This is a genomic window from Methylibium rhizosphaerae (assembly GCF_006386545.1).
Taxonomy (GTDB): Bacteria; Pseudomonadota; Gammaproteobacteria; order Burkholderiales; family Burkholderiaceae_C; genus Pseudorivibacter; species Pseudorivibacter rhizosphaerae.
Genome location: NZ_SWAR01000031.1, coordinates 15,547 through 35,884 on the forward strand (window position 1 = coordinate 15,547; position 20,338 = coordinate 35,884).

At 70.1% G+C, this 20,338-nt stretch carries 16 protein-coding genes; 13 read left to right on the plus strand and 3 right to left on the minus strand.

What is annotated here, in order from left to right; all coding sequences use genetic code 11:
• The first annotated feature begins 54 nt into the window (after positions 1–54).
• The 4 genes from E8D38_RS20150 to E8D38_RS20165 all read left to right on the plus strand — a co-directional run bounded on the left by E8D38_RS20150 (position 55) and on the right by E8D38_RS20165 (position 11,237).
• Positions 55–8,919, plus strand: coding sequence for a hypothetical protein (locus E8D38_RS20150; RefSeq protein WP_140634887.1), 8,865 nt, complete (start codon positions 55–57; stop codon positions 8,917–8,919).
• Positions 8,920–9,095: 176 nt separating this feature from the next.
• On the plus strand, positions 9,096–9,314 hold the full coding sequence (locus E8D38_RS20155) for a hypothetical protein (protein WP_140634889.1): 219 nt from the start codon (positions 9,096–9,098) through the stop codon (positions 9,312–9,314).
• On the plus strand, positions 9,311–10,486 hold the full coding sequence (locus E8D38_RS20160; RefSeq protein ID WP_140634891.1) for a phosphatase domain-containing putative toxin: 1,176 nt from the start codon (positions 9,311–9,313) through the stop codon (positions 10,484–10,486). The genes E8D38_RS20155 and E8D38_RS20160 overlap by 4 nt, the downstream gene beginning before the upstream one ends.
• A 91-nt stretch (positions 10,487–10,577) precedes the next feature.
• The gene (locus E8D38_RS20165) at positions 10,578–11,237 is read left to right on the plus strand and encodes a DUF2621 family protein (protein ID WP_140634893.1); all 660 of its coding nucleotides are present in this window, start codon (positions 10,578–10,580) and stop codon (positions 11,235–11,237) included.
• 37 nt (positions 11,238–11,274) lie between these two features.
• On the opposite strand, the gene E8D38_RS20170 is transcribed toward E8D38_RS20165, so the two are convergent.
• The 3 genes from E8D38_RS20170 to flgA form a co-directional block, all read right to left on the minus strand.
• On the minus strand, positions 11,275–11,703 hold the full coding sequence (locus tag E8D38_RS20170) for a hypothetical protein (protein WP_140634895.1): 429 nt from the start codon (positions 11,701–11,703) through the stop codon (positions 11,275–11,277).
• A 7-nt stretch (positions 11,704–11,710) separates the two neighbouring features.
• Positions 11,711–12,037: a flagellar biosynthesis anti-sigma factor FlgM gene (gene flgM, locus E8D38_RS20175; RefSeq protein WP_140634898.1), complete on the minus strand. Its 327-nt coding sequence runs from the start codon at positions 12,035–12,037 to the stop codon at positions 11,711–11,713.
• A gap of 101 nt (positions 12,038–12,138) precedes the next feature.
• Positions 12,139–12,858, minus strand: coding sequence for a flagellar basal body P-ring formation chaperone FlgA (gene flgA, locus E8D38_RS20180; RefSeq protein ID WP_140634899.1), 720 nt, complete (start codon positions 12,856–12,858; stop codon positions 12,139–12,141).
• A gap of 145 nt (positions 12,859–13,003) precedes the next feature.
• Here flgA and flgB point away from each other — a divergent pair, with 145 nt between their 5' ends.
• From flgB to flgJ, 9 genes are all read left to right on the plus strand, one after another.
• Complete coding sequence (flgB, locus tag E8D38_RS20185; protein WP_140634902.1) at positions 13,004–13,408, plus strand: flagellar basal body rod protein FlgB; 405 nt, start codon at positions 13,004–13,006, stop codon at positions 13,406–13,408.
• A gap of 19 nt (positions 13,409–13,427) precedes the next feature.
• Positions 13,428–13,832 carry a flagellar basal body rod protein FlgC gene (flgC, locus tag E8D38_RS20190; RefSeq protein ID WP_140634904.1) on the plus strand — a complete coding sequence of 135 codons (405 nt, stop codon included), beginning with the start codon at positions 13,428–13,430 and terminating at the stop codon, positions 13,830–13,832.
• A gap of 25 nt (positions 13,833–13,857) precedes the next feature.
• Positions 13,858–14,511 carry a flagellar hook assembly protein FlgD gene (locus E8D38_RS20195; protein ID WP_140634906.1) on the plus strand — a complete coding sequence of 218 codons (654 nt, stop codon included), beginning with the start codon at positions 13,858–13,860 and terminating at the stop codon, positions 14,509–14,511.
• A gap of 43 nt (positions 14,512–14,554) precedes the next feature.
• A complete protein-coding gene (gene flgE, locus E8D38_RS20200; protein WP_140634908.1) occupies positions 14,555–15,817 on the plus strand; it encodes a flagellar hook protein FlgE in 1,263 nt (420 codons plus the stop codon).
• 85 nt (positions 15,818–15,902) lie between these two features.
• A complete protein-coding gene (gene flgF / locus E8D38_RS20205) occupies positions 15,903–16,631 on the plus strand; it encodes a flagellar basal-body rod protein FlgF (RefSeq protein ID WP_140634910.1) in 729 nt (242 codons plus the stop codon).
• A 177-nt stretch (positions 16,632–16,808) separates the two neighbouring features.
• A complete protein-coding gene (gene flgG, locus E8D38_RS20210; RefSeq protein WP_140634912.1) occupies positions 16,809–17,591 on the plus strand; it encodes a flagellar basal-body rod protein FlgG in 783 nt (260 codons plus the stop codon).
• 34 nt (positions 17,592–17,625) lie between these two features.
• Entirely contained in the window at positions 17,626–18,294 is a 669-nt protein-coding gene (locus E8D38_RS20215; RefSeq protein ID WP_140634914.1) for a flagellar basal body L-ring protein FlgH, read from the plus strand.
• A 40-nt stretch (positions 18,295–18,334) separates the two neighbouring features.
• The gene (locus E8D38_RS20220; RefSeq protein ID WP_140634916.1) at positions 18,335–19,471 is read left to right on the plus strand and encodes a flagellar basal body P-ring protein FlgI; all 1,137 of its coding nucleotides are present in this window, start codon (positions 18,335–18,337) and stop codon (positions 19,469–19,471) included.
• Positions 19,471–20,334: a flagellar assembly peptidoglycan hydrolase FlgJ gene (gene flgJ, locus E8D38_RS20225; RefSeq protein WP_140634918.1), complete on the plus strand. Its 864-nt coding sequence runs from the start codon at positions 19,471–19,473 to the stop codon at positions 20,332–20,334. The genes E8D38_RS20220 and flgJ overlap by 1 nt, the downstream gene beginning before the upstream one ends.
• Positions 20,335–20,338 lie beyond the last annotated feature (4 nt).

The following is a 20,338-nucleotide window of genomic DNA, read 5'->3' on the forward strand; positions in this document are numbered from 1 at the left end:
GCCCGGCGGCATGCCTCAACAGAATCACCTGCACCGCTGCAGAAAGGAAAACCTATGTGTGCGTTCCCGGTCGACATGGGCGGAGGCGGCGTTCGTGCCATGCCGGTGCCGGTGGCTGCGCCCCGGCACCAGCCGAACGGCGGCGGCCCCCAGCCAGGGGGCGGCTCGGACGCGGCCGACCGGGCCGCCGAACTGCAGCGCCAGCTCGAGGCGCTGCTGGCTCGGCTGCGCGAAGCGCAGCGCCAGGCCGAGGCTGCACGCAAGCGCGCACTCGAAGCGCAGCGGCGCGCGCAGGAAGCGCAAAAGCGCGCCGAGGCCGCCGAGGCGCAGGCCGATCGCACGCAGAAGCTCGCAGACCAGAACGCAGCGCGCCGTGAGCGCCAGCAATACCAGCTGGAGGACGCCAGGCTCAAGAAGGAAAGCGCGGCAGCCGAGCTGCACGAGAAGGACGCCGAGCTGCTGCAGGCCAAGGTCGACCAGAAGCGCGAGCAGAAGAGCGACGGCAAGTCGTCGGCCGAGACCGACCGCAAGGTCGAGAAGGCACAGGCGCGGTTCGACGAGGCGAAGGAGACCTCCGCGCTGTCGGACCAGTACGAGCAGTGGCAGCAGGCCGAGACGAAAGCCGTGCAGGCCGAGGCCGCGGCGCCGGGCAAGGCACCGGCTGCCGATGCGCCGAGCGCGACCGAGCTGCGCACGCAGGCCGACGCGCTGCGCGACAAGTTCAAGGACGCGATGGGCGTCGAGGTGCAGCAGGAGCTGTTCGGCGGCGATGCACCGAAGGACGGCAGCGATGCCACCGGCTCGCCGCTGGACCAACTGCTGCAGGTGGCGCCGTTTCCGAAGCAGGCCGAGGGCCAGGGTACGCCGGTGCAGCGCACACTCGCGGCCATCGCCGAAGGCAGCAGCGTGGCCCAGGTGGCCAAGGACCGCGGCATCAGCCAGGCTGAGCTGGTGGCCGAGGCCCGCCGCGCCGGCATCGAGATCACGTCCGAGGAGGCAGGCGGCGGCGAGGTGCAGATCACCCGGCTGAAGCAGGGCAGCACGGAGGTCACCTACAGCCACGACCTGCAGCACGACGTGGTGAGCGTCGAAGGCTCCTATGCCGACGCCGGCGCGCCCGGCGGGCGCCAGAAGGTCTCGGCCTCCGAAGACGGCAATGGCCAGATCCGCCAGACCGAGCAGGATGCGAAGACCGGGGACACGGTCACCCACGTGATCGACACCCGCAACGGCACGCGCACCGACATCGTGGTGGGCGCCGACGGACGCCGCACCGAAACCACCACCGAGCTGCTCGGCGCGCCGGTCACCCACAGCGTGGAGGCCGGCGAAAGCCCGCTGGGCATTGCCAAGAAGGCGGGGCTCACGCCCGAGCAGCTGGTCGCGCTCAACCCGAAGCTGCTCGAAGGCAAGGTGCTGCACGTGGGCGACGAGCTGGTGCTGGCCGGCCGCCACACCACGGTGAAGGAGTTCAGGGCCGACGGCAGCCGGGTGGAGACCACCATCGAAAGCGACGGCACCCGGCAGGTCGATTTCGTGGCCGAAAGCGGCCGCCGCAGCACGCTCGAAGGCGAGCCGCAGGCGAAGGACGCGAACACCCAGGCGGTGCGCAAGGGGCTGTTCGAAGACGGCAAGACGGTGGCGCAGGTCGCCAAGGAGCTCGGCATCAGCGAGCAGGGCGTGCTCGACAGCCTGGACGAGGGCACCGTCGAGGTGGTGGCGCCCACTTCAGACAACGGCGACGTGAGCACGCGCCGCCTCTACGACCCGGCCACCAACACCATGGTGATCGAGACCTACGACCACAAGAACGACGCCGCGCAACGCCGCGTGATCGGGCCGGACCAGGTGTTCAAGGTCACCGTGGTCGATGACAAGGGCAGGAGCAGCGTCCAGGAGGTGAAGGGCGGCCTGGGCTATGCGTATTCGCTCGTCGACCAGAAGCGCGAGCATGCCGCCGGCGTGGGCCAGCGCATCCGCGCGCTCGACCAGACCATCCGGCTCTACAGCAGGATGGGCGAGCCGACGAGCGACCTGCATGCGCAGCGCAAGGCGCTGGTCCAGCAGCACGACGCGCTGAAGCAGCAGACCAGCGTTCAGCAGGGCAAGGCCACGCAGGTGCAGATCGCGCAGCAGCAGTCGCAGGCCGACAAGCTGGCTTCGGACCTCTACCTCGCCAAGACCTATGGCGTGCCGGGCAGCAAGGAGCAGAAGGAGGCCGCCGCCCTGTTCGACCAGGTGATCGGCGTGGTGGACCAGCTGGACCGCCTGAGTGACTCGGCCGCCAAGGACGTGGTGCTGCTCGAGGCGACGCGCGACCTGAGCGCGGCCAAGGCCGCCGACGCCGAAGCCGAGGCGGCGCTGGAAGCCGAATACCAGCGCTGGAAGGAAGACGTCTGGACCTGGGGCAGCGTGCCGGAGCAGCAGGCCAAGGAGCTGAAGGCCGAGGGCAAGAAGCCGCCGGGGCACGGCATGTACCGCAACGCCCAGGAAGAAGACGAGGCGGCCCGCAAGGCATTCGAGCAGTCGCAGGAGTTCTTCGACGAGAGCCGCGGCCAGACCTCCACCGGCGGCGAGTTCAAGCACCGCGACGCCTGGCTGGCGCGCAATACCGCGCGCGACGACCTGTACCGCGCCAACGTGGCCTTCAAGCAAGCCTCAGGAGACAAGAAGGCGGCCGACCAGCACCTGCTGCAGGGCCAGCTCGACCTGCTCGAGCGGCAGAAAGCCGACTGGGCGCGCGCCCACCCCGAAGACTTCGAGGGGGCCGCGCCGCAGCAGCAGACGATCGACCAGACCGAAAAGAGCATCGCCGACCTGCGCATCGGCCAGCTGCTCGACGCCGAAGATGCGAAGCGCAACAGCCACATGCTGTCGCTGCCGGCCGACCAGCGCGCCTACCAGTCCAAGCGTGAGGATGCGCAGCGCGACTATGCGGACGACAACCGCGAGCGCCTGGCCGGCATGGGCCACCAGATCACGGTGATCGAGAACGCCGACGCCAGCGAGGACGCGCAAGCGGCCCAGGCCTACAAGGAGCGCTGGGCCAAGGCGAACCCGAAGCTGCAGCAGGAGCTGGACACGCTGGCCGGCACGCGCACCACGAACCCGCGCATGGCCGATGCGCTGATCGAGCAGCGCGAGGAGATCCTCACCGGCACGAAGCAAGGGAAGCAGCTCGACCTGGCGCTGGACACCCTCGAGAACGCGAAGGTGCAGCTGGCCGGGCAGGGCGCCGAGGACGACAAGCTCATCAGCGGTGATCTCGAGAACATCGAGAAGGGCATCGACCGCCACAGCTTCATCCGCGATGGCTGGTCCGCCATGTTCGGCGATGCGTCCGACGATGCGAAGGAATACACCGAGGAGCAGCGCGACGCGCTGCAATCGCTGCGCGACGACCTCGAGAACGACCGGATCACCGTCAGCGAGTTCGCCGACAAGCGGGCCGAGCTGATGGGCCGCTACGGCCAGGGAGCGGCCGAGCATGCCGACGACATCGAGGACAGCGACGGCAACTGGGCGGTGGTCGACGAGGCGGCGCGCACCACCGCGATCATGGTGGCGGGCATCGGCACCACCCTGCTCACCGGCGGCAACCTGGCGGCCGGCATCGGCGCGTCGATGGCGGTGGCTACCGTGTGGGACGTGGGCAACGACGTCAACGCCATGCGCAAGGGCGAGGACATGAACGCCGATGGCCACTCTTCGGTGGTGAGCCTGGGCGTGAAGCAGGCCTGGAAGGGCGGCGTGACCGGCAAGGACGTCTGGAGCGCCGTCAAGGACGACACGGTGGACCTGGCCTCCAACGCCGTGACGGCCGGCGGCCTGGGCGCCGGCATGAAGGCCAGCACCGCCATCGCCGCGCGGCTGGGCGGCCGCGAGGGCCTGAACCTCGGCCAGCGTGCGCTGGTCGGCGCCGGCTACGGAACGGCGGCGCAGGGGGCCGATGGCGCCGGGCGCATCGGCGTCGAGGTGCTGCGGCTGGGCCTGGACGGCAAGCTCGGCAGCGAAGAAGCCGACAAGCACCTGCGCGCCACGGTGGTCAACGCCGCCTCGGGCCTGCTCACGGCACCGGTCACCGGGGCGATGTCGGGCGCCATCCCGCTCAAGTTCCGCGCCGTGCCCTCGGGCGCTCCGGCGCCGCAGCCCTCGGTGCGCAACCTGTCGGCGCCGGGCGTGGCCGCGCAGTTCGTCAACGACGGCGTGGGCAACCTGGGCACCATGCAGCTGGCCACCTACGTGAACGAGGGCCGTGGCATGAACAAGGGCGAGGTGATCGCCGCGTCGCTGCAGGGCGTCTCGGGCACGCTGACCAACATCGCGATGCACCCGCGCATGGTGCTGAAGGAACGGCCGGTGCCCGACATCCGCGTGGGCATGACGGTGCGCGGCCGCGTCAACACCTACGTGCCGGGCGTGTCTCAGCCCACCGTCGGCTCGGTGAGCGCGGGCCTCGGCACCCGCACCCGCTGGCGCGAGATCCTGCGGGGTGCCGGCGAGAGCATCACCAGCCTGCGCACCGCGCCGCTGAAGGACGCGCTGGGCACCCAGGCCTCGGTGGCCGTGCGGCCCGACGAGCTGCGCCGCCTGAGCGCCATGCAGGGCGGTGTGCACCTGGTGCAGCGCGACACGATCTTCACTGTGTTCTCGAACAAGCTGATGGGCGTGGTGCGCTCCGACCTGTTCGGCGAAGGCACCCCCGGCTACGGCACGCTGGTGCGCAAGGCGCGCGACCTGGGCCCGGCGGCCGACGGCTCGGGGCGGGTGGTCGAACTCACGGTGAGCGTCGACCTGCAGGGCCGGCGCATGCAACTGAAGGACGGCGAACGCGACTTCTTCGGCCGCACGGCCGACCAGTCGCCCGACGGCCAGGTGAAGCTGAACGACAGCCTGATGTACGACCGGGTGATCGAGGACTACCGCTTCACGCCCATGCCGCCGGCCCTGGTGAAGGCGCTCGGCTTCATCATCAGCCCCTCGGTCGAGCGCCGCACGCAGATCATGCTGAAGGACGCCGCCGGCGCCGGCGACGTGGTGCCCGGCAACTTCTTCGACCAGTACGCCAAGGTCTTCCGCGACGCAAAATACCGCGTGCAGGTGGTGGTGCCCGAGGGGCAGCAGTCGCGGCTGCTCGGCCACGCCGATGCGGCCACCGTCAAGGCCATGGTGGCCGACGGCAGCATCGACCCGGGCAAGACGCTGGTCTACATCCCGCGGTCGGGCGGCAACCATCACCGCACCGCCATCCCCGGCAAGCCGCTCACCACCACCGAGACCGACCTCACCGGCAAGACCATGCGCGTGCCGGCGCCCGACACCACCAACGTGTGGGTGGTGTTCGCCGACAACGCGCCCGAACGCGCGGCCATGGGGGCGCTGTACCGCCTCAAGCAGGCGGCCTACCAGCGGCTGCCCGAGCGCTTCCAGTATTCGCGTCCGTCGCCGCACCACGTGGCCAACATCGGCAACATGATCGACGCGCTGACCGGCGGGCGCGGGCGGCCGTACGGCAATGCATCGGGCCGCTACACCGCCATGGTGGCGCCGGTCTGGCGCGCGCTCAGCCGCTATTCGCCGGTGAACTTCAGCATGGAGTTCCGCGTGCAGCTCAGCACCCCGGCGCCTTCGGCGGCCAAGGCGGTGCGCAAGGGCGGCTACCAGGACTACCGGTTCGGCGCGGGCGACAGAGCCACAGCCGTCAAGGTGCCCGGCTGGCTGCCAGGCCTGCTCGAACGTTCGCTCAACGGGCCCACGCCCATCCTGCCCAAGGGCGGCGCCGGGCAGCTGCAGCAGCTCTTCAAGACGCTGGAGGGCGCGGCAGGGCCCGCCGAACGATCGTCGCTGGCGGCCTTCAGGCAGCAGTACCTGGAGGGGGCTGACGCGCCGCTGCGCGACACCGCGCACGTGCGCCGGCCGGTGGCGCATGCATTGACTTCGCTGCTGCAGGGGCTGCGGCCGGCAGCGGCCGAAGCGCAGCCTGGCCAGGCGCCGGCACTGATGCCGCAGCGCCCGGCGGGACTGCGTCGCGCCGACCTCAACTACCTGGGCGATGGCGAGGTCACCCTCAACGGCCGCAAGGTCGATCCGGCCGACATCGAGGTGGCGGTGCCGCCGGAGATGGCGCTGGTGATCGCCGACGAGGCGAACCTGCCGGACGCCGCCACCATCGCGCAGGGGCTGGCCGCGCGGGGCTACCGCCCCGGCCAGGAAGTCGCGCTGCTGGTGTGCCGCGGCGGCGACCGGGCCGACCCCGACGCGCCGCTGCCCGATTCGGTCGCGCTGGCGCTGAGCAACCAGCTGGGCGCGCGCGTGCATGCCATGCGCGGCGAGATCACGCTGGGCCAGCGCGTCGAGTTCGACGACGCGGGCGCGGTGGTCGAGCGGCCGCACCTGCCCCTGACCGACGTCTCGGCCAACAGCCCCGCCGCCCATGCCGACCCCAACCATGCGGCGCAGGCGCGCTACTGGCTCGGCGACGACGGCCGCGGGCCGCAGCTGGACTCGCCCTTCAACGACACGCTGCGCAACCGCGGTGCCTGGGTGCGCGAGGAGTTCGTCGACCCGTTCACCCTGGGCATCGAAGACCGTGTGGTGCGCCTGGCGCCCTTCGACGTGCGCAATGCCGCCGAGGTGCTGCCGCAGCTCACTCAGCAGCTGGCGGTGAGCCCCGACTTCAACCGCCTGGGGGCCGAGGGCATGGCGCGCAAGTGGGTGCTCGAGATGCAGGCCGGCAAGCGCATCGCCTGCCTGATCTACCCGGCCGAGGGCTCGGCGCTGGGCAACAAGCCGCTGGGCATCATCGCCGTCCACAAGGAGCCGCTGATCGGCGACAACTACGTGCGCACGCTGCCGTCCGAGGCCTATGTGGGGCGCAAGCCGGCCGGCGAGCTGAGCGGCGAGGGCCTGCGCGAGCTGGGCGACGTGTGGCAGTTCTCGACCTACCTCGTGCCCGACGTCACCAGCAAGGACTCGGTGTTCCCGCAAGGGTCGGTCAACATGGCGGCCAAGCGCCAGCTGATGGCGCTGGCCCTGCAGCAGGACCCGGGCATCGATGCCTTCTACGCCCGCGTGCATGCCGGCGCGCCGGAGGCGGTGGACGCCAGCGGCGTGCTGCGGCCGCGCGAACCGGCGAACGGGCGCAGCCTGGGCAGCCAGGAGAGCATGGCCGGCAAGGGGCCGCTGGCGCTGGTGCGCGAGAACGGCTCGCCGTTGCCCAGCCCCGAGTTCCCGCAGGGCAGGCCGCAACGCGACGTGGCCATCTTCGAGACGCCGTCGCAGCGCTTCACCGAAGAGGGCGCGGGTACGCTGGCCTACCGGCAGAAGATCAGCGACCGCATCGAGGCCCAGGACGACCCGTCGCGCTGGATCGGCGTCGAGGAGCCGCCCGCTCCCGCGCCGCGCCACCTGCAGGTCGAGGACCGCGCGGTCAGCCTCGAGCGCTTCAGCCTCGACAACGCCCGCGCCGCGATCGCCGGGGCCGCACCCGGCCTGCGCGAGTTCAGCCCCGAGTTCAACCGCCTGGGCGCCGACGGCATGGCCGCCAAGTGGGTGCGCGAGATCGAGGCAGGCACGCGCATCGCGTTCGTGATCTACCCGCCCGAAGGCTCGGCGCTGCCGCGCACGCCCCAGGGCATCATCGCCATCCACAAGGAGCCGCTGCTCGGCGACGGCTTCATCGGCACCGCGCCGGCCGAGGTGTATGCCGGGCGCAAGCCTGCCGGGCAGATGAGCGAGGCCGAGCTGCGTGCGCTCGGCGACGTGTGGCAGTTCTCGACCTACCTCAACCCCGGCAAGGGGTCGGCCTTCCCGGGCGGCGTGGTGAACATGGCCGCCAAGCAGGACCTGATGGCGCAGGCCGCGCAGATGCTGGCCGCGCGCGGCGAGCCCGTGCCGGCGTTCTATGCACGGGTGCATGCCGGCGCGCCCGAGGCCGTCTCGCCGGTGGACGGCGCCCTGCACGCGCCTGAAAAGGGCAACGGCCCGAGCCTGGGCAGCCAGGAGACCATGGCCGGCCGCGGCCCGATCGCGCTGGTGCGCGAGCGCGGCTCGCCGGTGAAGAGCGATGCCTTCCCCGACGGCCGCCCCGAGCGCTACGTGGCCGTCTACGAAACGCCGGCGCAGCGGTTCGCCCGGCCCGAGGGCGACGAAGCGCCCGGCGCCGGCACGCTCACCTACCGGCAGAAGATCCTGCAGAAGATCGAGGGCAACTTCGACCCGGCTGCCTGGATGCGACCGCTCGAGACGCGGCCCGAGGGCCTGCGCACGGCCGACCTGAACTACCTGCGCGACGGCGAAGTCACCGTCGGCGGCCGGCCGGTGTCGCCGCAGGACGTGGCGGTGGCCGCGCCGGCGGACGGCTTCGTGGTGATGGCCGACGCCGCCCGCCTGCCGAGCCTGGACCGCCTGGTGGCCGACATGCGGTCGGCCGGCTACCGGCCGGGCCAGGAGGTGGTGCTCTACGTGGGCCACGCCGGCGAACGGGCGCAGGGCACGGGCGGCTGGGCCGATGCCACCTCGCTTGCACTGGCCAACCGGCTGGGCGCGCGGGTGCATGCGGTGCAGGGTGAGCTGGCGCTCAAGGGCGTGGCGATCGCGGCGAAGGGGCCGGTGGCCGACCGGCCGCTGCTGCCGGTGGTCGAGGTGCCCGCCCATGCGACGCTGGACCCCGACCTGGCCATGCAGCAGCGCTACTGGCTCGACCCGCAGCACCGCGGCCCGCAGGTCGGCGCGCCGTTCGGTGCGGCCCACCGGGTGCTGGGCGCCTGGGTGGACGACGGCCAGGTCGATCCGCTGTCGCTGGGCCGGCAGCGGCCGGCGCCCGGCGGCGTCCTGGACCTGCTGGACCCGCGCGGCAGCCAGGGCGATTCGGCGGCGCGCTTCCTGCGCGGCGGCGACGAAGGGCCGCGGGCGAACTGACACCAGCCCTCGCGGCACAGGACGGACAAGGGCACCTCGCGGTGCCCTTGTCCGTTCCGGGCGCGCCCGTGACGAACGCACGGGCCGCAAGGATTGCGGCTGAATCCCGTCATGAGGCGATCATGTCTCGGGGCGGACCGGTGCATACAGTTTTCACCAGTCCGACGAGGTAGTAAGTGACGTTCGAAACCCTGGCCGCGAAAGCGATGAATGCAGTCATGTCGCGGCAGCGGCACCTGCATGTCGACGCGGCGGCCTTCCCTCCCGCCGCGCTCCACGAAAGTCGATCCCCGGCCGCGGCCGTATCGCGCCCGGATGACGCGGCCGCCTTCGAGACGAAGGTGCTGACGCTGGCCCAGGAGCAAGCCCTGCCTGGCATGAGGAGGCACCCGTGAACGTGCTGACCTTGCGAGGGCTGTGCGTGGCCTACGGCGAGCGTTCGGTACTCGAAGGTGTCGACCTCGACCTGCCGCCGCGGGGCGTCACCGTGCTGCTGGGACCCAGCGGCGCCGGCAAGTCGACCCTGCTGCGCACGCTGGCCGGCGAAAACGCGGGCCACCCGTCCGTTCGCATCGAGGGCCGCATCGACTACGCGGTGCCCGGCGAGCGCCCGCCGCTGGTCATGCAGAAGGCCCGGCTGCCGCTGTCGAGCGTGTTCGAGAACCTGGTGCACGACTGGCCCGAGCGCGCCAGCCTCACTGCCGCGCAGCAGCAGGCGCACCTCACCGGGTGGTTGGCTTCGCTGGGGCTGGAGTCGCTCGCACTGCAGCTGCACGTGCCCGTCGTGGAGCTTCCGCTGACCGAACAGCGGCTCGTGCCGTTGTTGCGCCGCGCCAGGGTGGCCACGCCGCTGCTGCTGGTGGACGAACCCACCGCCGGCCTGTCCGACGCGCAGGCCGAGCCGGTGCTGGCGGTGCTGCGGCAGCTAGGCCGCGACCGTTCGCTGCTGGTGGCCATGCACCATCTGGGCCACAGCCACAGCGTCGCCGATGCGGTGGTGCTGCTCCACCCGACGCATGCGCCGCGTACGCTCGGCCCCAGCCGGTTTGCCTGGCTGCTGCCCGGCCGGCTCGCCGGCACGCCCTGGCCGGGCCTGGTGCAGCCGCCGGCCTACGACCTCGACCTGCTCCAGCGCGTGGGTGTCACCCGGCTCATCTCGGTGGCCGACCGGCCGTTCCGGGCCGACCTGGCGGCGCCGCACGGCATCGAGGTCGAACACGAGCCCATGGTGTACATGCAGCCGCCCGGCATCGAGCAGGCCATCTCGCTGTGCCTTCGCATCGACGCATCGCTGGCGCGCGGCGACGTGATTGCGGTGCATTGCCGCGCCGGGCTGGGCCGCACCGGCACGACGCTCGCGGCCTACTGGCTCTGGCAACGCGAAGGGCGCCTCGGCGGCGAACAGTGCCTGGAGCAGGTCCGCCGCTGCCACCCCGGCTGGGTGCAGTCGCAGGCGCAGATCGATTTCCTCCATGCGTTCGCGCCGGCCGTCGCCCGCGTGAAGTCCTCCTTGCCGCGTCCCGGCAGCCCCGGCCAGGGCGGCGAACGGGCTACATCGGCCTGCTGACCCACAACGACAGTCCCATGAACAGGATGGCGCCGGAGACGGCCCCTGCTGCATCGCTCGCGTGGCATCGCTGCCAAAAGGAAACTGCCTCATGAACCCCGCGCCTGCCGTTTTCGGCGTGACCCATGTCCGGCTGCCCGTGCGCAGCCTTTCCCGCGCGCAGGCGCTGTATGGCGGCCTGCTCGGCTTCGAGCAGCGCGCCCAGGGCGCGGGCTGGCTCGAGCTGGATGCAGGCGGCACGGTGGGCCTGCGGCTGGTGGAGGTCGAGCGCACCGAGCACAACGCCTGCCTGCGGCTGCTGGTGGCGGACGTGGATGCCGTGCTCGATGCGCTGCTGACGATTGGCGGCTGCGCGCTGGTCCACGATGTGGCACGCACGCCGGAGATGACGCTTTGCGCGACCGTGTGCGACGCCGACGGCAACCTGCTGACCGTGTGGCGCGCGCTCACCGAGGACGAATACGACACGCCGCCGGAGCTGCCCACGGTGCTGACCTGGCAGGCTGATGCCGATGCGCTGCTCAAGCAGCTGCTGAAGGCGGTACCGGCGCTGTTTCGCAGCCTGGCGCGGCGCAAGGTGGTGCGGGTGGCAGAAGAACTTGCGGGCCGCAGCCGGGTCGTGACCCGCGAGGACGTGATCCGCGGCTTCATCCTGGCCAGCCCGAAGATCGCGCGTGAGCGCAACCGCAAGCCGCTGGTGGACGCGGGTATCGACGTCAGCCGGTATCAGGCCGATTGGGACGCGGAGTAGCGGGCGGCGCGCACGGCGCCGAGAGTGGACAGGCCGCTCAGGCCTTGATCGAGCCGCCGGCCCTGGGGCCGCTGGTCAGGCCCTGGGCCGAGTAGACGCCGCCGCCGTGCTGGCGCGGCATCAGCACGTCGATCGCGCGGTCGAGCGCGGCGGTGGCGCGTGCCAGCGATTCGCGCTGTGCGGCCATCTGGCCGCTGGCCTGCGCCAGCCGGTGGCGCAGGGGGCGCGGCACATGGCCCTGGCGGGCGGCCTGGGTGAAGCCGTCCAGCGCCCGCGCGAGCGCCTGGTGCAGCTCGCTGGCGTGGGTTTCGATGCCCTGGCTGTCGCGCTGGAGCAGCGCGTCGCCCAGGGCGGCCAGGTGGGTCTCCACCCGTGCGATCAGGCCTTCGAGCGCCTGGCTCGCCGCCTTGGCGCTGGCGTCTTCCAGGGCCTTGCCTTCGGGGCTGCCGGGGGAGGGAATCATCATGGCCGGTTCAATGCGAGGACTTGCCGAGCAGTTCCTGTGCGTTGGCGATCAGCTTGTCGGCGATCACTTCGGCATTGACGCTGAAGCTGCCGTCGGCGATGGCCTGGCGCATGCGCTCGACCTTGTCGGCATCGAAGTCGCCGCTGCTGGCCGACAGCAGGCTGGAAGCGGTGGCAGAGAGCTTCACGGTGGTACTCCCGGGCGCAGCAGAACCGGCTTCGGCCGCCTGCAGTTGCGGCTTGGCCGCAGCCGGGGCCGCTTCCTGTGCCGCGCCGCGCGCGACCGCACCCGTGGCCTGCGCAGGCGCCGGGGTGTTGTTGTTGCCGATCTTCATCTAACGCTCCTTCCGGCCTGACGCGGCCGAAACATGTCCTTCGGGCTTTCGGCTTGCGGCCGGAAGACTTGAGGACCCATTTGCAACATTTCGTTCATGCGTCACAGGCGGATCTCCACCTGCCGCTCGCCGACCGGGGTGCCGGTCACGATACGTCCGTTATCGGTACGCACCCGCGCAGCTTGACCCTCTATTCCGGGGGTGACCGCCTGGCCCTCGGAAGACACCGCGAAACCCGGGCCCTGCGCCACCAGCTTGACCGTTTCGCCGGCGGCGAACCATTGCCGTGCCTTCAGGTGCGACTGCCGCAGCGTCTGCCCCGGGGCCAGCGCACGCGCCAGCGGGCGCCCCACGGCGGCGGCCGGATCCAGCAGCGCGGGGGAGGGCTCCTCGGCCAGGTCGACTTCGGCCAGGCGCAGGTCGGCGGCGGCGAGCTGCTGGCCCTGGCCAAGGCTGGCGCCCGCCACCACGGCCTGGCCATACACCTTGACGGTGACCGGCAGGTAGACGTTCCAGTGCACCGGGCCTTGCACGCAGCGCATGCCGACGCGGCTCCTGCCCCACAGGCGGGTGCCGGCCGGCAGGTAGGGCTGGATCTTTTGGCAGGGCGCGAGCTTCAGGCGTGCGTCGAGCTGGCCGATCGTGAATTCCACACGGGTGCCGGCCGGGGCCGACTTCGTTTCGCGCGACAGCAGCGCGCGCAGTTCGTCGGCCGTGTCCGGCGGCGGAGCCGTCTGCGCACGCGCGGCCGCCGCGGCCACCATCAGGACGATGGCCACCAGCAGGTAGGACAGTGCAGCGGGCAGGTACGGGGACTTCATCACACGCTCACTGTAGAAGCGTTCGCGCCGGCGGGTGGCCCGGAAATGGCCGAAAGAACGCCCCTTATTCCCGCTAATGTTTTGCCGGCCGCGGTCAAAGAATGCCAGCCATTCCGCTCAAAGCCCCCAAAGGGCAGGTGACGCCATGCTGGACCGATTGACCAACACGCTCGACTTCCAGAGCCAGGCCCTGGTGCTTCGCTCGGAGCGCCAGCGCCTGATCGCCAGCAACATCGCCAATGCCGACACGCCGGGCTACGTGGCCCGCGAGATGGACTTCGCCGCCGCACTGAAGCAGGCCACCGGGCAGATGCCGGTCGCCGGCGCCATGGCCGCCACGCAGCCGGGGCACATCGCGCCGGCCGCGGGCGCGCGCGCCGAGGCCAACCTGCTGTATGCCGCGCCCAGCCAGACCAACCTCGACCGCAACACGGTGGACATGGACCGCGAGCGCGCCAACTTCGCCGACAACGCGGTGAAGTACGAGGCCACGCTGCGTTTCATCAACGGGCAGGTCAAGACCATGCTCAGCGCCATCACCGGCCAGTAAGACATCAAAGGAGTCGCAGATGTCCATGCTCCGCATCTTCAACGTGGCCGGCAGCGCGGTGAGCGCGCAGAGCCAGCGGCTGAACACGGTGGCCTCCAACCTGGCCAACGCCGACACGGTGGCCGGCCCCGACGGCCAGAGCTACAAGGCGCGCCAGGTCGTGTTCCAGACGGTGCAGATGGGCGACGTGGGCGCCGCCGGCGTGAAGGTGAGCCAGGTCACCGAAGACCAGACCGCCGGCCGCCGCGTGCACGACCCGAAGCACCCGCAGGCCGATGGCGAGGGCTACGTCACCTACAGCAACGTGAACGCGGTGGAGGAGATGGTCAACATGATCTCGGCCTCGCGCTCCTACCAGAACAACATCGAAGTGATGAACACGGCCAAGACGCTGCTGCTCAAGACACTTCAAATGGGCTCTTGAAGAGTAAGAGGAAGAGGGACTGGCGATGACGACTGCGGTCAACAACACCACCAACCCGTATGCCGCGCTCAACGCCGGCTCGGGCAGCAAGGCCGACGCCACCAGCGAGGCCGCCGACCGGTTCCTGAAGCTGCTGGTCACGCAGATGCAGAACCAGGACCCGCTGAACCCGATGGACAACGCGCAGGTCACCAGCCAGATGGCGCAGATCAGCACCGTCTCCGGCATCGAGAAGCTCAACGTGGGCATCGAGTCGATGACCAGCCAGTTCACCCAGATGCAGGCGCTGCAGGGCGCTTCGCTGGTGGGCCGCAAGGTGCTGCTCGAGGGCGACACGCTCGCGGTGGCCAACGGCAAGGGGGCCGCCGGCTTCGAGCTGGCCGGCGCTGCCGACAACGTGAAGGTCGAGATCCTGTCGCCCTCGGGCCGGGTGATCGACACGCTGCAGCTGGGCGCGCAGAGCGCCGGCCGCCACGGCTTCGAATGGACCGCCAACGGCGTCACCGACAACAGCGGGCTGCGCTTCCGCGTGACCGCCACCACCGGTGCGGTGAAGGTGGGCACCACCCCGCTGGTGGGCGACGTGGTGAACGCCGTGTCGACCGCCGGCGACAAGCTTTCGCTCGAACTGCTGGGCGGCCGCACGGTGGCCTACAGCGACATCAAGGCGTTCTCCTGAACCGCCGCCAGAACCAACACACCGCTACCAACAAGGAATCAGCATGGGCTTCCAGCAAGGTCTTTCGGGTCTGAGCGCCTCCAGCCGCAACCTCGACGTGATCGGCAACAACGTGGCCAACGCCAACACCTTCGGCTCGAAGGTGGCGCGCGCCGAGTTCGCCGACGTGTATGCCACCTCGATGACCGGCGCCGGCACCAACAGCGTGGGCATCGGCGTGCAGGTGGCCGCGGTGGCGCAGCAGTTCACCCAGGGCAACGTCACCACCACCGACAACCCGATGGACATCGCCATCAACGGCGCCGGGTTCTTCCAGGTGAGCGATGGCCGCAATCCGACGATGTACACCCGCAACGGCCAGTTCAAGATCGACCGCGAGGGCTACATCGTCAACAACCAGCGCCAGCGCCTGCTGGGCTACCGCGCCGACGCGACCGGCAACATCGTGCCGGCGCAGGCCACGCCGATCCAGCTGCCCACGGTGGGCATCGCGCCGCGCGCCACCGACCAGATCACGATGGAGCTGAACCTCGACTCGCGCGCCGCCGTCACCCGGCCGGCCGGCGGGGGCATCGACTTCAACGACCCGACCACCTACAACAACGCCACCTCGGTGACGGCCTACGACGCGCTCGGCCAGGACATCTCGCTGACCTACTACTTCCAGAAGACCGGCAACGGCACCTGGGACGTGTACGTCACCGCCAACGGCAGCACCGTCAACGGCACCGCAGCCGCGCCGCTGCCGGTCACCTCGGCCACCTTCAACGCCGGCGGCACGACCCCGACTTTCGTGCCCGACCCGCCCACCATCAACATCCCGGCCGGCCTCACCAACTCGTCGGGCGCGCTGATCGCCACGCCGCTGGCGATTCCGTTCGACATGGACAACGCCACGCAGTACGGCGCGAGCTTCGGCGTGACCAACCTGACGCAGACCGGCTATGCGCCGGGCCAGCTCACCAGCATCACGATCGAGGGCAACGGCATCATCATGGCCCGCTACTCGAACGGGCAGTCGCAGCCGGCCGGCCAGATCGAGATCGCCACCTTCCGCAATGCCCAGGGCCTGCAACCCATGGGCGGCAACGCCTGGAACGCCACCTACGCGTCGGGCGACGCGGTGGTTGGCGTGCCGGGCGACGGCAACATGGGCGTGCTGCAGGCCGGTGCGCTGGAGGAGTCGAACGTCGACCTGACCGCCGAGCTGGTGAACATGATCACCGCCCAGCGCAACTACCAGGCCAACGCGCAGACGATCAAGACGCAGGACCAGGTGCTGCAGACGCTGGTCAACTTGCGGTAGTGACCAGTGACTGGTGACTGGTGACTTGTGAATTCACGAGTCACGAGTCACTGGTCACCAGTCACTGCGACGAAGGAGCAAAGCCATGGATCGGATGATCTATCTGTCGATGTCGGGGGCGAAGGCCACCATGCAGCGGCAGGAGGTGCTGTCGAACAACCTCGCGAACGTCTCGACGGTCGGCTTCCGGGCCGAGCTGCAGGCGTTTCGTGCAGTGCCGGTGCAAGGCGACGGTGCGTCGACGCGGGTCTATGCGCTCGAAACCACCACCGGCTACAACCCGGACGCCGGCGCCGTGACGGCCACCGGCCGCAACCTCGACGTGGCGATGCAGGGCAATGCCTGGCTGGCCGTGCAGGGGCTCGACGGCACCGAGGCCTACACCCGGGCCGGCTCGCTGCAGGTGAATGCCGAAGGCGTGCTGGTGAGCAGCGGCAACGGATTGACGGTGCTGGGCGACGGCGGCCCGATCACCCTGCCCACCAACACCACGCCGTCGATCGCGCCGGACGGCACGGTCACCGTGAAGCAGCCCAACGGCACCGTGCTGCCGGTCGGCCGGCTGAAGCTGGTGACGCCGGAGGCGGCGCTCGAGCGCGGCACCGACGGCCTCTTTCGCGCACCCGAAGGCGAGCTGCCGGCGGATCCGAATGCGCGGCTGCAGGACGGAGCGCTGGAAGGCTCCAACGTCAGCCCGGTGGAGACGATGGTGGCGATGATCGCCGCGGCCCGGCAGTTCGAGGCGCAGATGAAGATGGTGCAGACCGCCGAGGCGGATGAGCAGGCGGCTGCGAAGCTGCTGTCTTCCGGTTGATTGCTTTCGGGCTGTTCCAAACGACAAGATGAAACGGCACGAAAGCAGTTGGGAGCCACCCGACGCAAAAGGGGGCCGGTCGAAGGCAAAGATAGCCGCCCTTCCAGCCTCTATTCGGGCTAAAGCTCCGCCGCTCCAAGGCCAAGAATCCAGGCCATCACTCCCGGAAGTACGACCATGATGCGTTCCCTGTGGATCTCCAAGACCGGCATGGAAGCCCAGCAGACCCAGCTGGACCACATCTCGCACAACCTCGCGAACTCGGCCACCAACGGCTACAAGCGCTCGCACGCCGTGTTCGAGGACCTCATGTACCAGAACCTGCGCCAGGCGGGTGCCAACAGCTCCGAGCAGACGCAGCTGCCCACCGGCCTGCAGGTGGGCCTGGGCACACGTGCTGCCGCCACCACGCGCCAGTTCTCGCAGGGCAACCTGCAGCAGAGCACCAACCCGCTCGACCTCGCAGTCAAGGGCAACGGCTTCTTCCAGATCCAGCTGCCCGACGGCACCACCGGCTACACCCGCGACGGCGCATTCCAGGTCGATGCACAGGGCCAGCTGGTCACCAACAACGGCTACGTCGTGCAGCCGGGTATCACCATCCCGGCCAATGCGCAAAGCATCACCATCGCCGACGACGGCACGGTGAGCGTGGCGCTGCCCGGCCAGGCCACGCCGCAGGCGGTGGGCCAGCTGCAGCTCGCGAGCTTCGTCAACCCGGCCGGCCTCGACCCCAAGGGGCAGAACCTCTACGCCGAAACCGCGGCCTCGGGCACGCCCAACACCGGCGCGCCCGGCAGCAACGGCCTGGGCCAGCTGGCACAGGGTTTCGTCGAGACGTCGAACGTCAACGTGGTCGAGGAACTGGTCGCGATGATCCAGACCCAGCGCGCCTACGAGCTCAACTCGAAGGCGATCCAGACCTCCGACCAGATGCTCCAGCGCCTCGGGCAGCTGTGAGTAGTGACTGGTGACCAGTCACTGCAAGAGACAAATGCGAACCTTCCACGCCACCACCCTCGCACTCGCCGCGGTCCTCACCGGCTGCGGCGCATTGAGTCCCAAGGTGGACATGCCCGAGCAGATGGCCGCGCGCCCGCAGGTGCAGCCGCAGCCGGAGATCAACAACGGCGCGATCTTCCAGGCGACCAGCTACCGGCCGCTGTTCGAAGACCATCGCGCGCGCCTGGTGGGCGACACGCTCACCGTGCAGATCGTGGAAAAGGTCACGGCCAGCCAGAAGTCCACCAGCACGGTGGACAAGACCGGCGCGCTGGAGGCTGGCATCACCGCGCTGCCCGGCATCAACCCCAATTCGTTCGCCCGCGCTTCGGCTTCGGGCTCGTCGTCCAACACCTTCGCGGGCAAGGGCAGCACCGAAAGCAGCAACAACTTCTCGGGCACCATCACCGCCACCGTGATCGACGTGCTGCCCAACGGCCACCTCGTGATCGCCGGTGAAAAGCAGATCGGCGTGAACGAGAACGTCGATGTGCTGCGCTTTTCCGGCCAGGTGGACCCGCGCGCCATCGTCTCGGGCAACACCGTGGCCTCGGCGCAGATCGCCAACGTGCGCATCGAGCACCGTGGCCGCGGCCAGCAGGCCGAAGCGCAGGGAATAGGCTGGTTGGCGAGGTTCTTTTTGAACGTTCTGCCGCTCTAAAGAAATCAAGAATGGTGACAAGCCTCAGAGGTTTGCCACCATGCAGTCGCCGCTCGATCGTCTTGTCCGTTTTCTCGTCGCACTGAGTGCATTGGCCGCCAGCGCCGCGCTGTGGTGGCCGGCCACCGCCGAGTCCGCCACCCGCATCAAGGAAGTGGCCAGCGTGCAGGGCGTGCGCAGCAACCAGCTGGTCGGCTACGGCCTCATCGTCGGCCTCGACGGCACCGGCGACCAGACCACCCAGACTCCCTTCACCACCCAGAGCATGCAGGCCATGCTGCAGCAGATGGGCGTGACCGTGCCGCCGGGCACCAACATGCAGCTGCGCAACGTGGCCGCGGTGATGGTGACGGCGCAGCTGCCGCCCTTCGCACAGCCCGGCCAGGTCATCGACGTCAACGTGTCGTCCATGGGCAATGCCAAGTCGCTGCGCGGCGGCACGCTCATCGCCACGCCGCTCAAGGGCGCCAACGGCCAGGTGTATGCGCTGGCCCAGGGCAACGTCGTGATCGGCGGCGCTGGCGCCTCGCAAGGCGGCTCCAAGGTGCAGATCAACACGCTCAACGCCGGCCGCGTGCCGGGCGGCGCGACCGTGGAGCGGGCCGTGCCCACGCCGCTGGCCCAGGGCGACTCGCTGCAGCTCGACCTCAACGCGGCCGACTTCAACACCGCGCGCGAAGTGGCGCGCGCCATCAACCGCAAGATGGGCGACGGTGTCGCCCAGGCGATGGACGGCCGGGTGATCCGGGTGCGCATGCCGGCCACGCCGGACGAGCGGGTGAGCTTCCTGGCCGAGATCGAGAACCTGCCGCTGGAGCTGGCCGCGCCGGCCGCCAAGGTGGTCATCAACGCCCGCACCGGCTCCATCGTGCTCAACCAGTCGGTCACGCTCGGGCCCTGTGCCGTGGCCCACGGCAACCTGTCGGTCACCATCAGCTCCACGCCGGTGGTGAGCCAGCCGGCGCCGCTGTCGCAAGGCCAGACGGTGGTGGGCGAGCGGGCCGACATCCAGATCCGCCAGGACGGGGGTTCGCTCATCAACGTGCCGGCCGGCAGCAAGCTGACCGACGTGGTGAAGGCGCTCAACGCACTGGGCGCCACACCGCAGGACCTGCTGGCGATCCTGCAGGCCATGAAGGCGGCGGGTTCGCTCAACGCCGAGCTCGAGGTGATCTGATGGCTTCAGGCGTCACCTTCAATCCGAACGGCAGCGCGTCGATCGACGCGCTGCGCGGCGCTGCGTCGCGCGACCCCAAGGCTGCCATCAAGGAGGCGGCCCGGCAGTTCGAGGCCCTCTTCATGCAGGAGCTGATGAAGAGCATGCGCTCGGGCACGCTGGGCGAAGGCTGGCTCGACAACGCCGGCACGAAGATGGGCACCGAGATGCTCGACGACCAGTTCGCGGCCAAGATGACCGGCATGCCCGGCGGGCTGAGCGAGGCGATCGCCAGGCAGCTGGAACGGCAGCTTGGCGGTGTGACCACCGCCGCAGTGCCGCCCGCGGCCGCCGCCAACGCGCCGGCGCGCACCGCCCGCACAGGCAGCGTGGGCAGCGGCGGCAGCGGCGCCGCGAAGGACTTCGTGTCCGAACACCAGGAGGCCGCCAGGGCGGCCGAGGCCGACACCGGCATTCCGGCAGCCTACATCCTGGGCCAGGCGGCGCACGAGTCGGGCTGGGGGCGGCGCGAGATCCGCCACCGCGACGGCTCGAACTCCTTCAACCTGTTCGGCATCAAGGCCGGCGCGGGCTGGAAGGGCGACGTGGCCGAGGTGACCACCACCGAATTCGTGAACGGCCAGCCCCGCAAGGTGACGGCGAAGTTCCGCGCCTACGAGTCCTACGAGGCGGCCTTCCGCGACTACGCGAAGCTCCTGAAGGACAGCCCCCGCTATTCGAAGGTGGTGGCGCAGGGCGACTCGGTGCAGGGCTTCACGCAGGGGCTGCAGAAGGCCGGCTACGCCACCGATCCGGCCTATGCAGACAAGCTGTCGCGGGTCATCAACACCACGTTGCGCCTGCAGCGCACGCTCACCGCATAACAGG

What these genes read in the sequence shown, in the direction of transcription:
- E8D38_RS20150 (WP_140634887.1), top strand. Translation starts at nt 55, where the DNA reads ATGTGTGCGTTCCCGGTCGACATGGGCGGAGGCGGCGTTCGTGCCATG.
- E8D38_RS20165 (WP_140634893.1), top strand. Translation starts at nt 10,578, where the DNA reads ATGAACCCCGCGCCTGCCGTTTTCGGCGTGACCCATGTCCGGCTGCCC.
- E8D38_RS20170 (WP_140634895.1), bottom strand. Translation starts at nt 11,703, where the DNA reads ATGATGATTCCCTCCCCCGGCAGCCCCGAAGGCAAGGCCCTGGAAGAC.
- flgM (WP_140634898.1), bottom strand. Translation starts at nt 12,037, where the DNA reads ATGAAGATCGGCAACAACAACACCCCGGCGCCTGCGCAGGCCACGGGT.
- flgA (WP_140634899.1), bottom strand. Translation starts at nt 12,858, where the DNA reads ATGAAGTCCCCGTACCTGCCCGCTGCACTGTCCTACCTGCTGGTGGCC.
- flgB (WP_140634902.1), top strand. Translation starts at nt 13,004, where the DNA reads ATGCTGGACCGATTGACCAACACGCTCGACTTCCAGAGCCAGGCCCTG.
- flgC (WP_140634904.1), top strand. Translation starts at nt 13,428, where the DNA reads ATGTCCATGCTCCGCATCTTCAACGTGGCCGGCAGCGCGGTGAGCGCG.
- E8D38_RS20195 (WP_140634906.1), top strand. Translation starts at nt 13,858, where the DNA reads ATGACGACTGCGGTCAACAACACCACCAACCCGTATGCCGCGCTCAAC.
- flgE (WP_140634908.1), top strand. Translation starts at nt 14,555, where the DNA reads ATGGGCTTCCAGCAAGGTCTTTCGGGTCTGAGCGCCTCCAGCCGCAAC.
- flgF (WP_140634910.1), top strand. Translation starts at nt 15,903, where the DNA reads ATGGATCGGATGATCTATCTGTCGATGTCGGGGGCGAAGGCCACCATG.
- flgG (WP_140634912.1), top strand. Translation starts at nt 16,809, where the DNA reads ATGATGCGTTCCCTGTGGATCTCCAAGACCGGCATGGAAGCCCAGCAG.
- E8D38_RS20215 (WP_140634914.1), top strand. Translation starts at nt 17,626, where the DNA reads ATGCGAACCTTCCACGCCACCACCCTCGCACTCGCCGCGGTCCTCACC.
- E8D38_RS20220 (WP_140634916.1), top strand. Translation starts at nt 18,335, where the DNA reads ATGCAGTCGCCGCTCGATCGTCTTGTCCGTTTTCTCGTCGCACTGAGT.
- flgJ (WP_140634918.1), top strand. Translation starts at nt 19,471, where the DNA reads ATGGCTTCAGGCGTCACCTTCAATCCGAACGGCAGCGCGTCGATCGAC.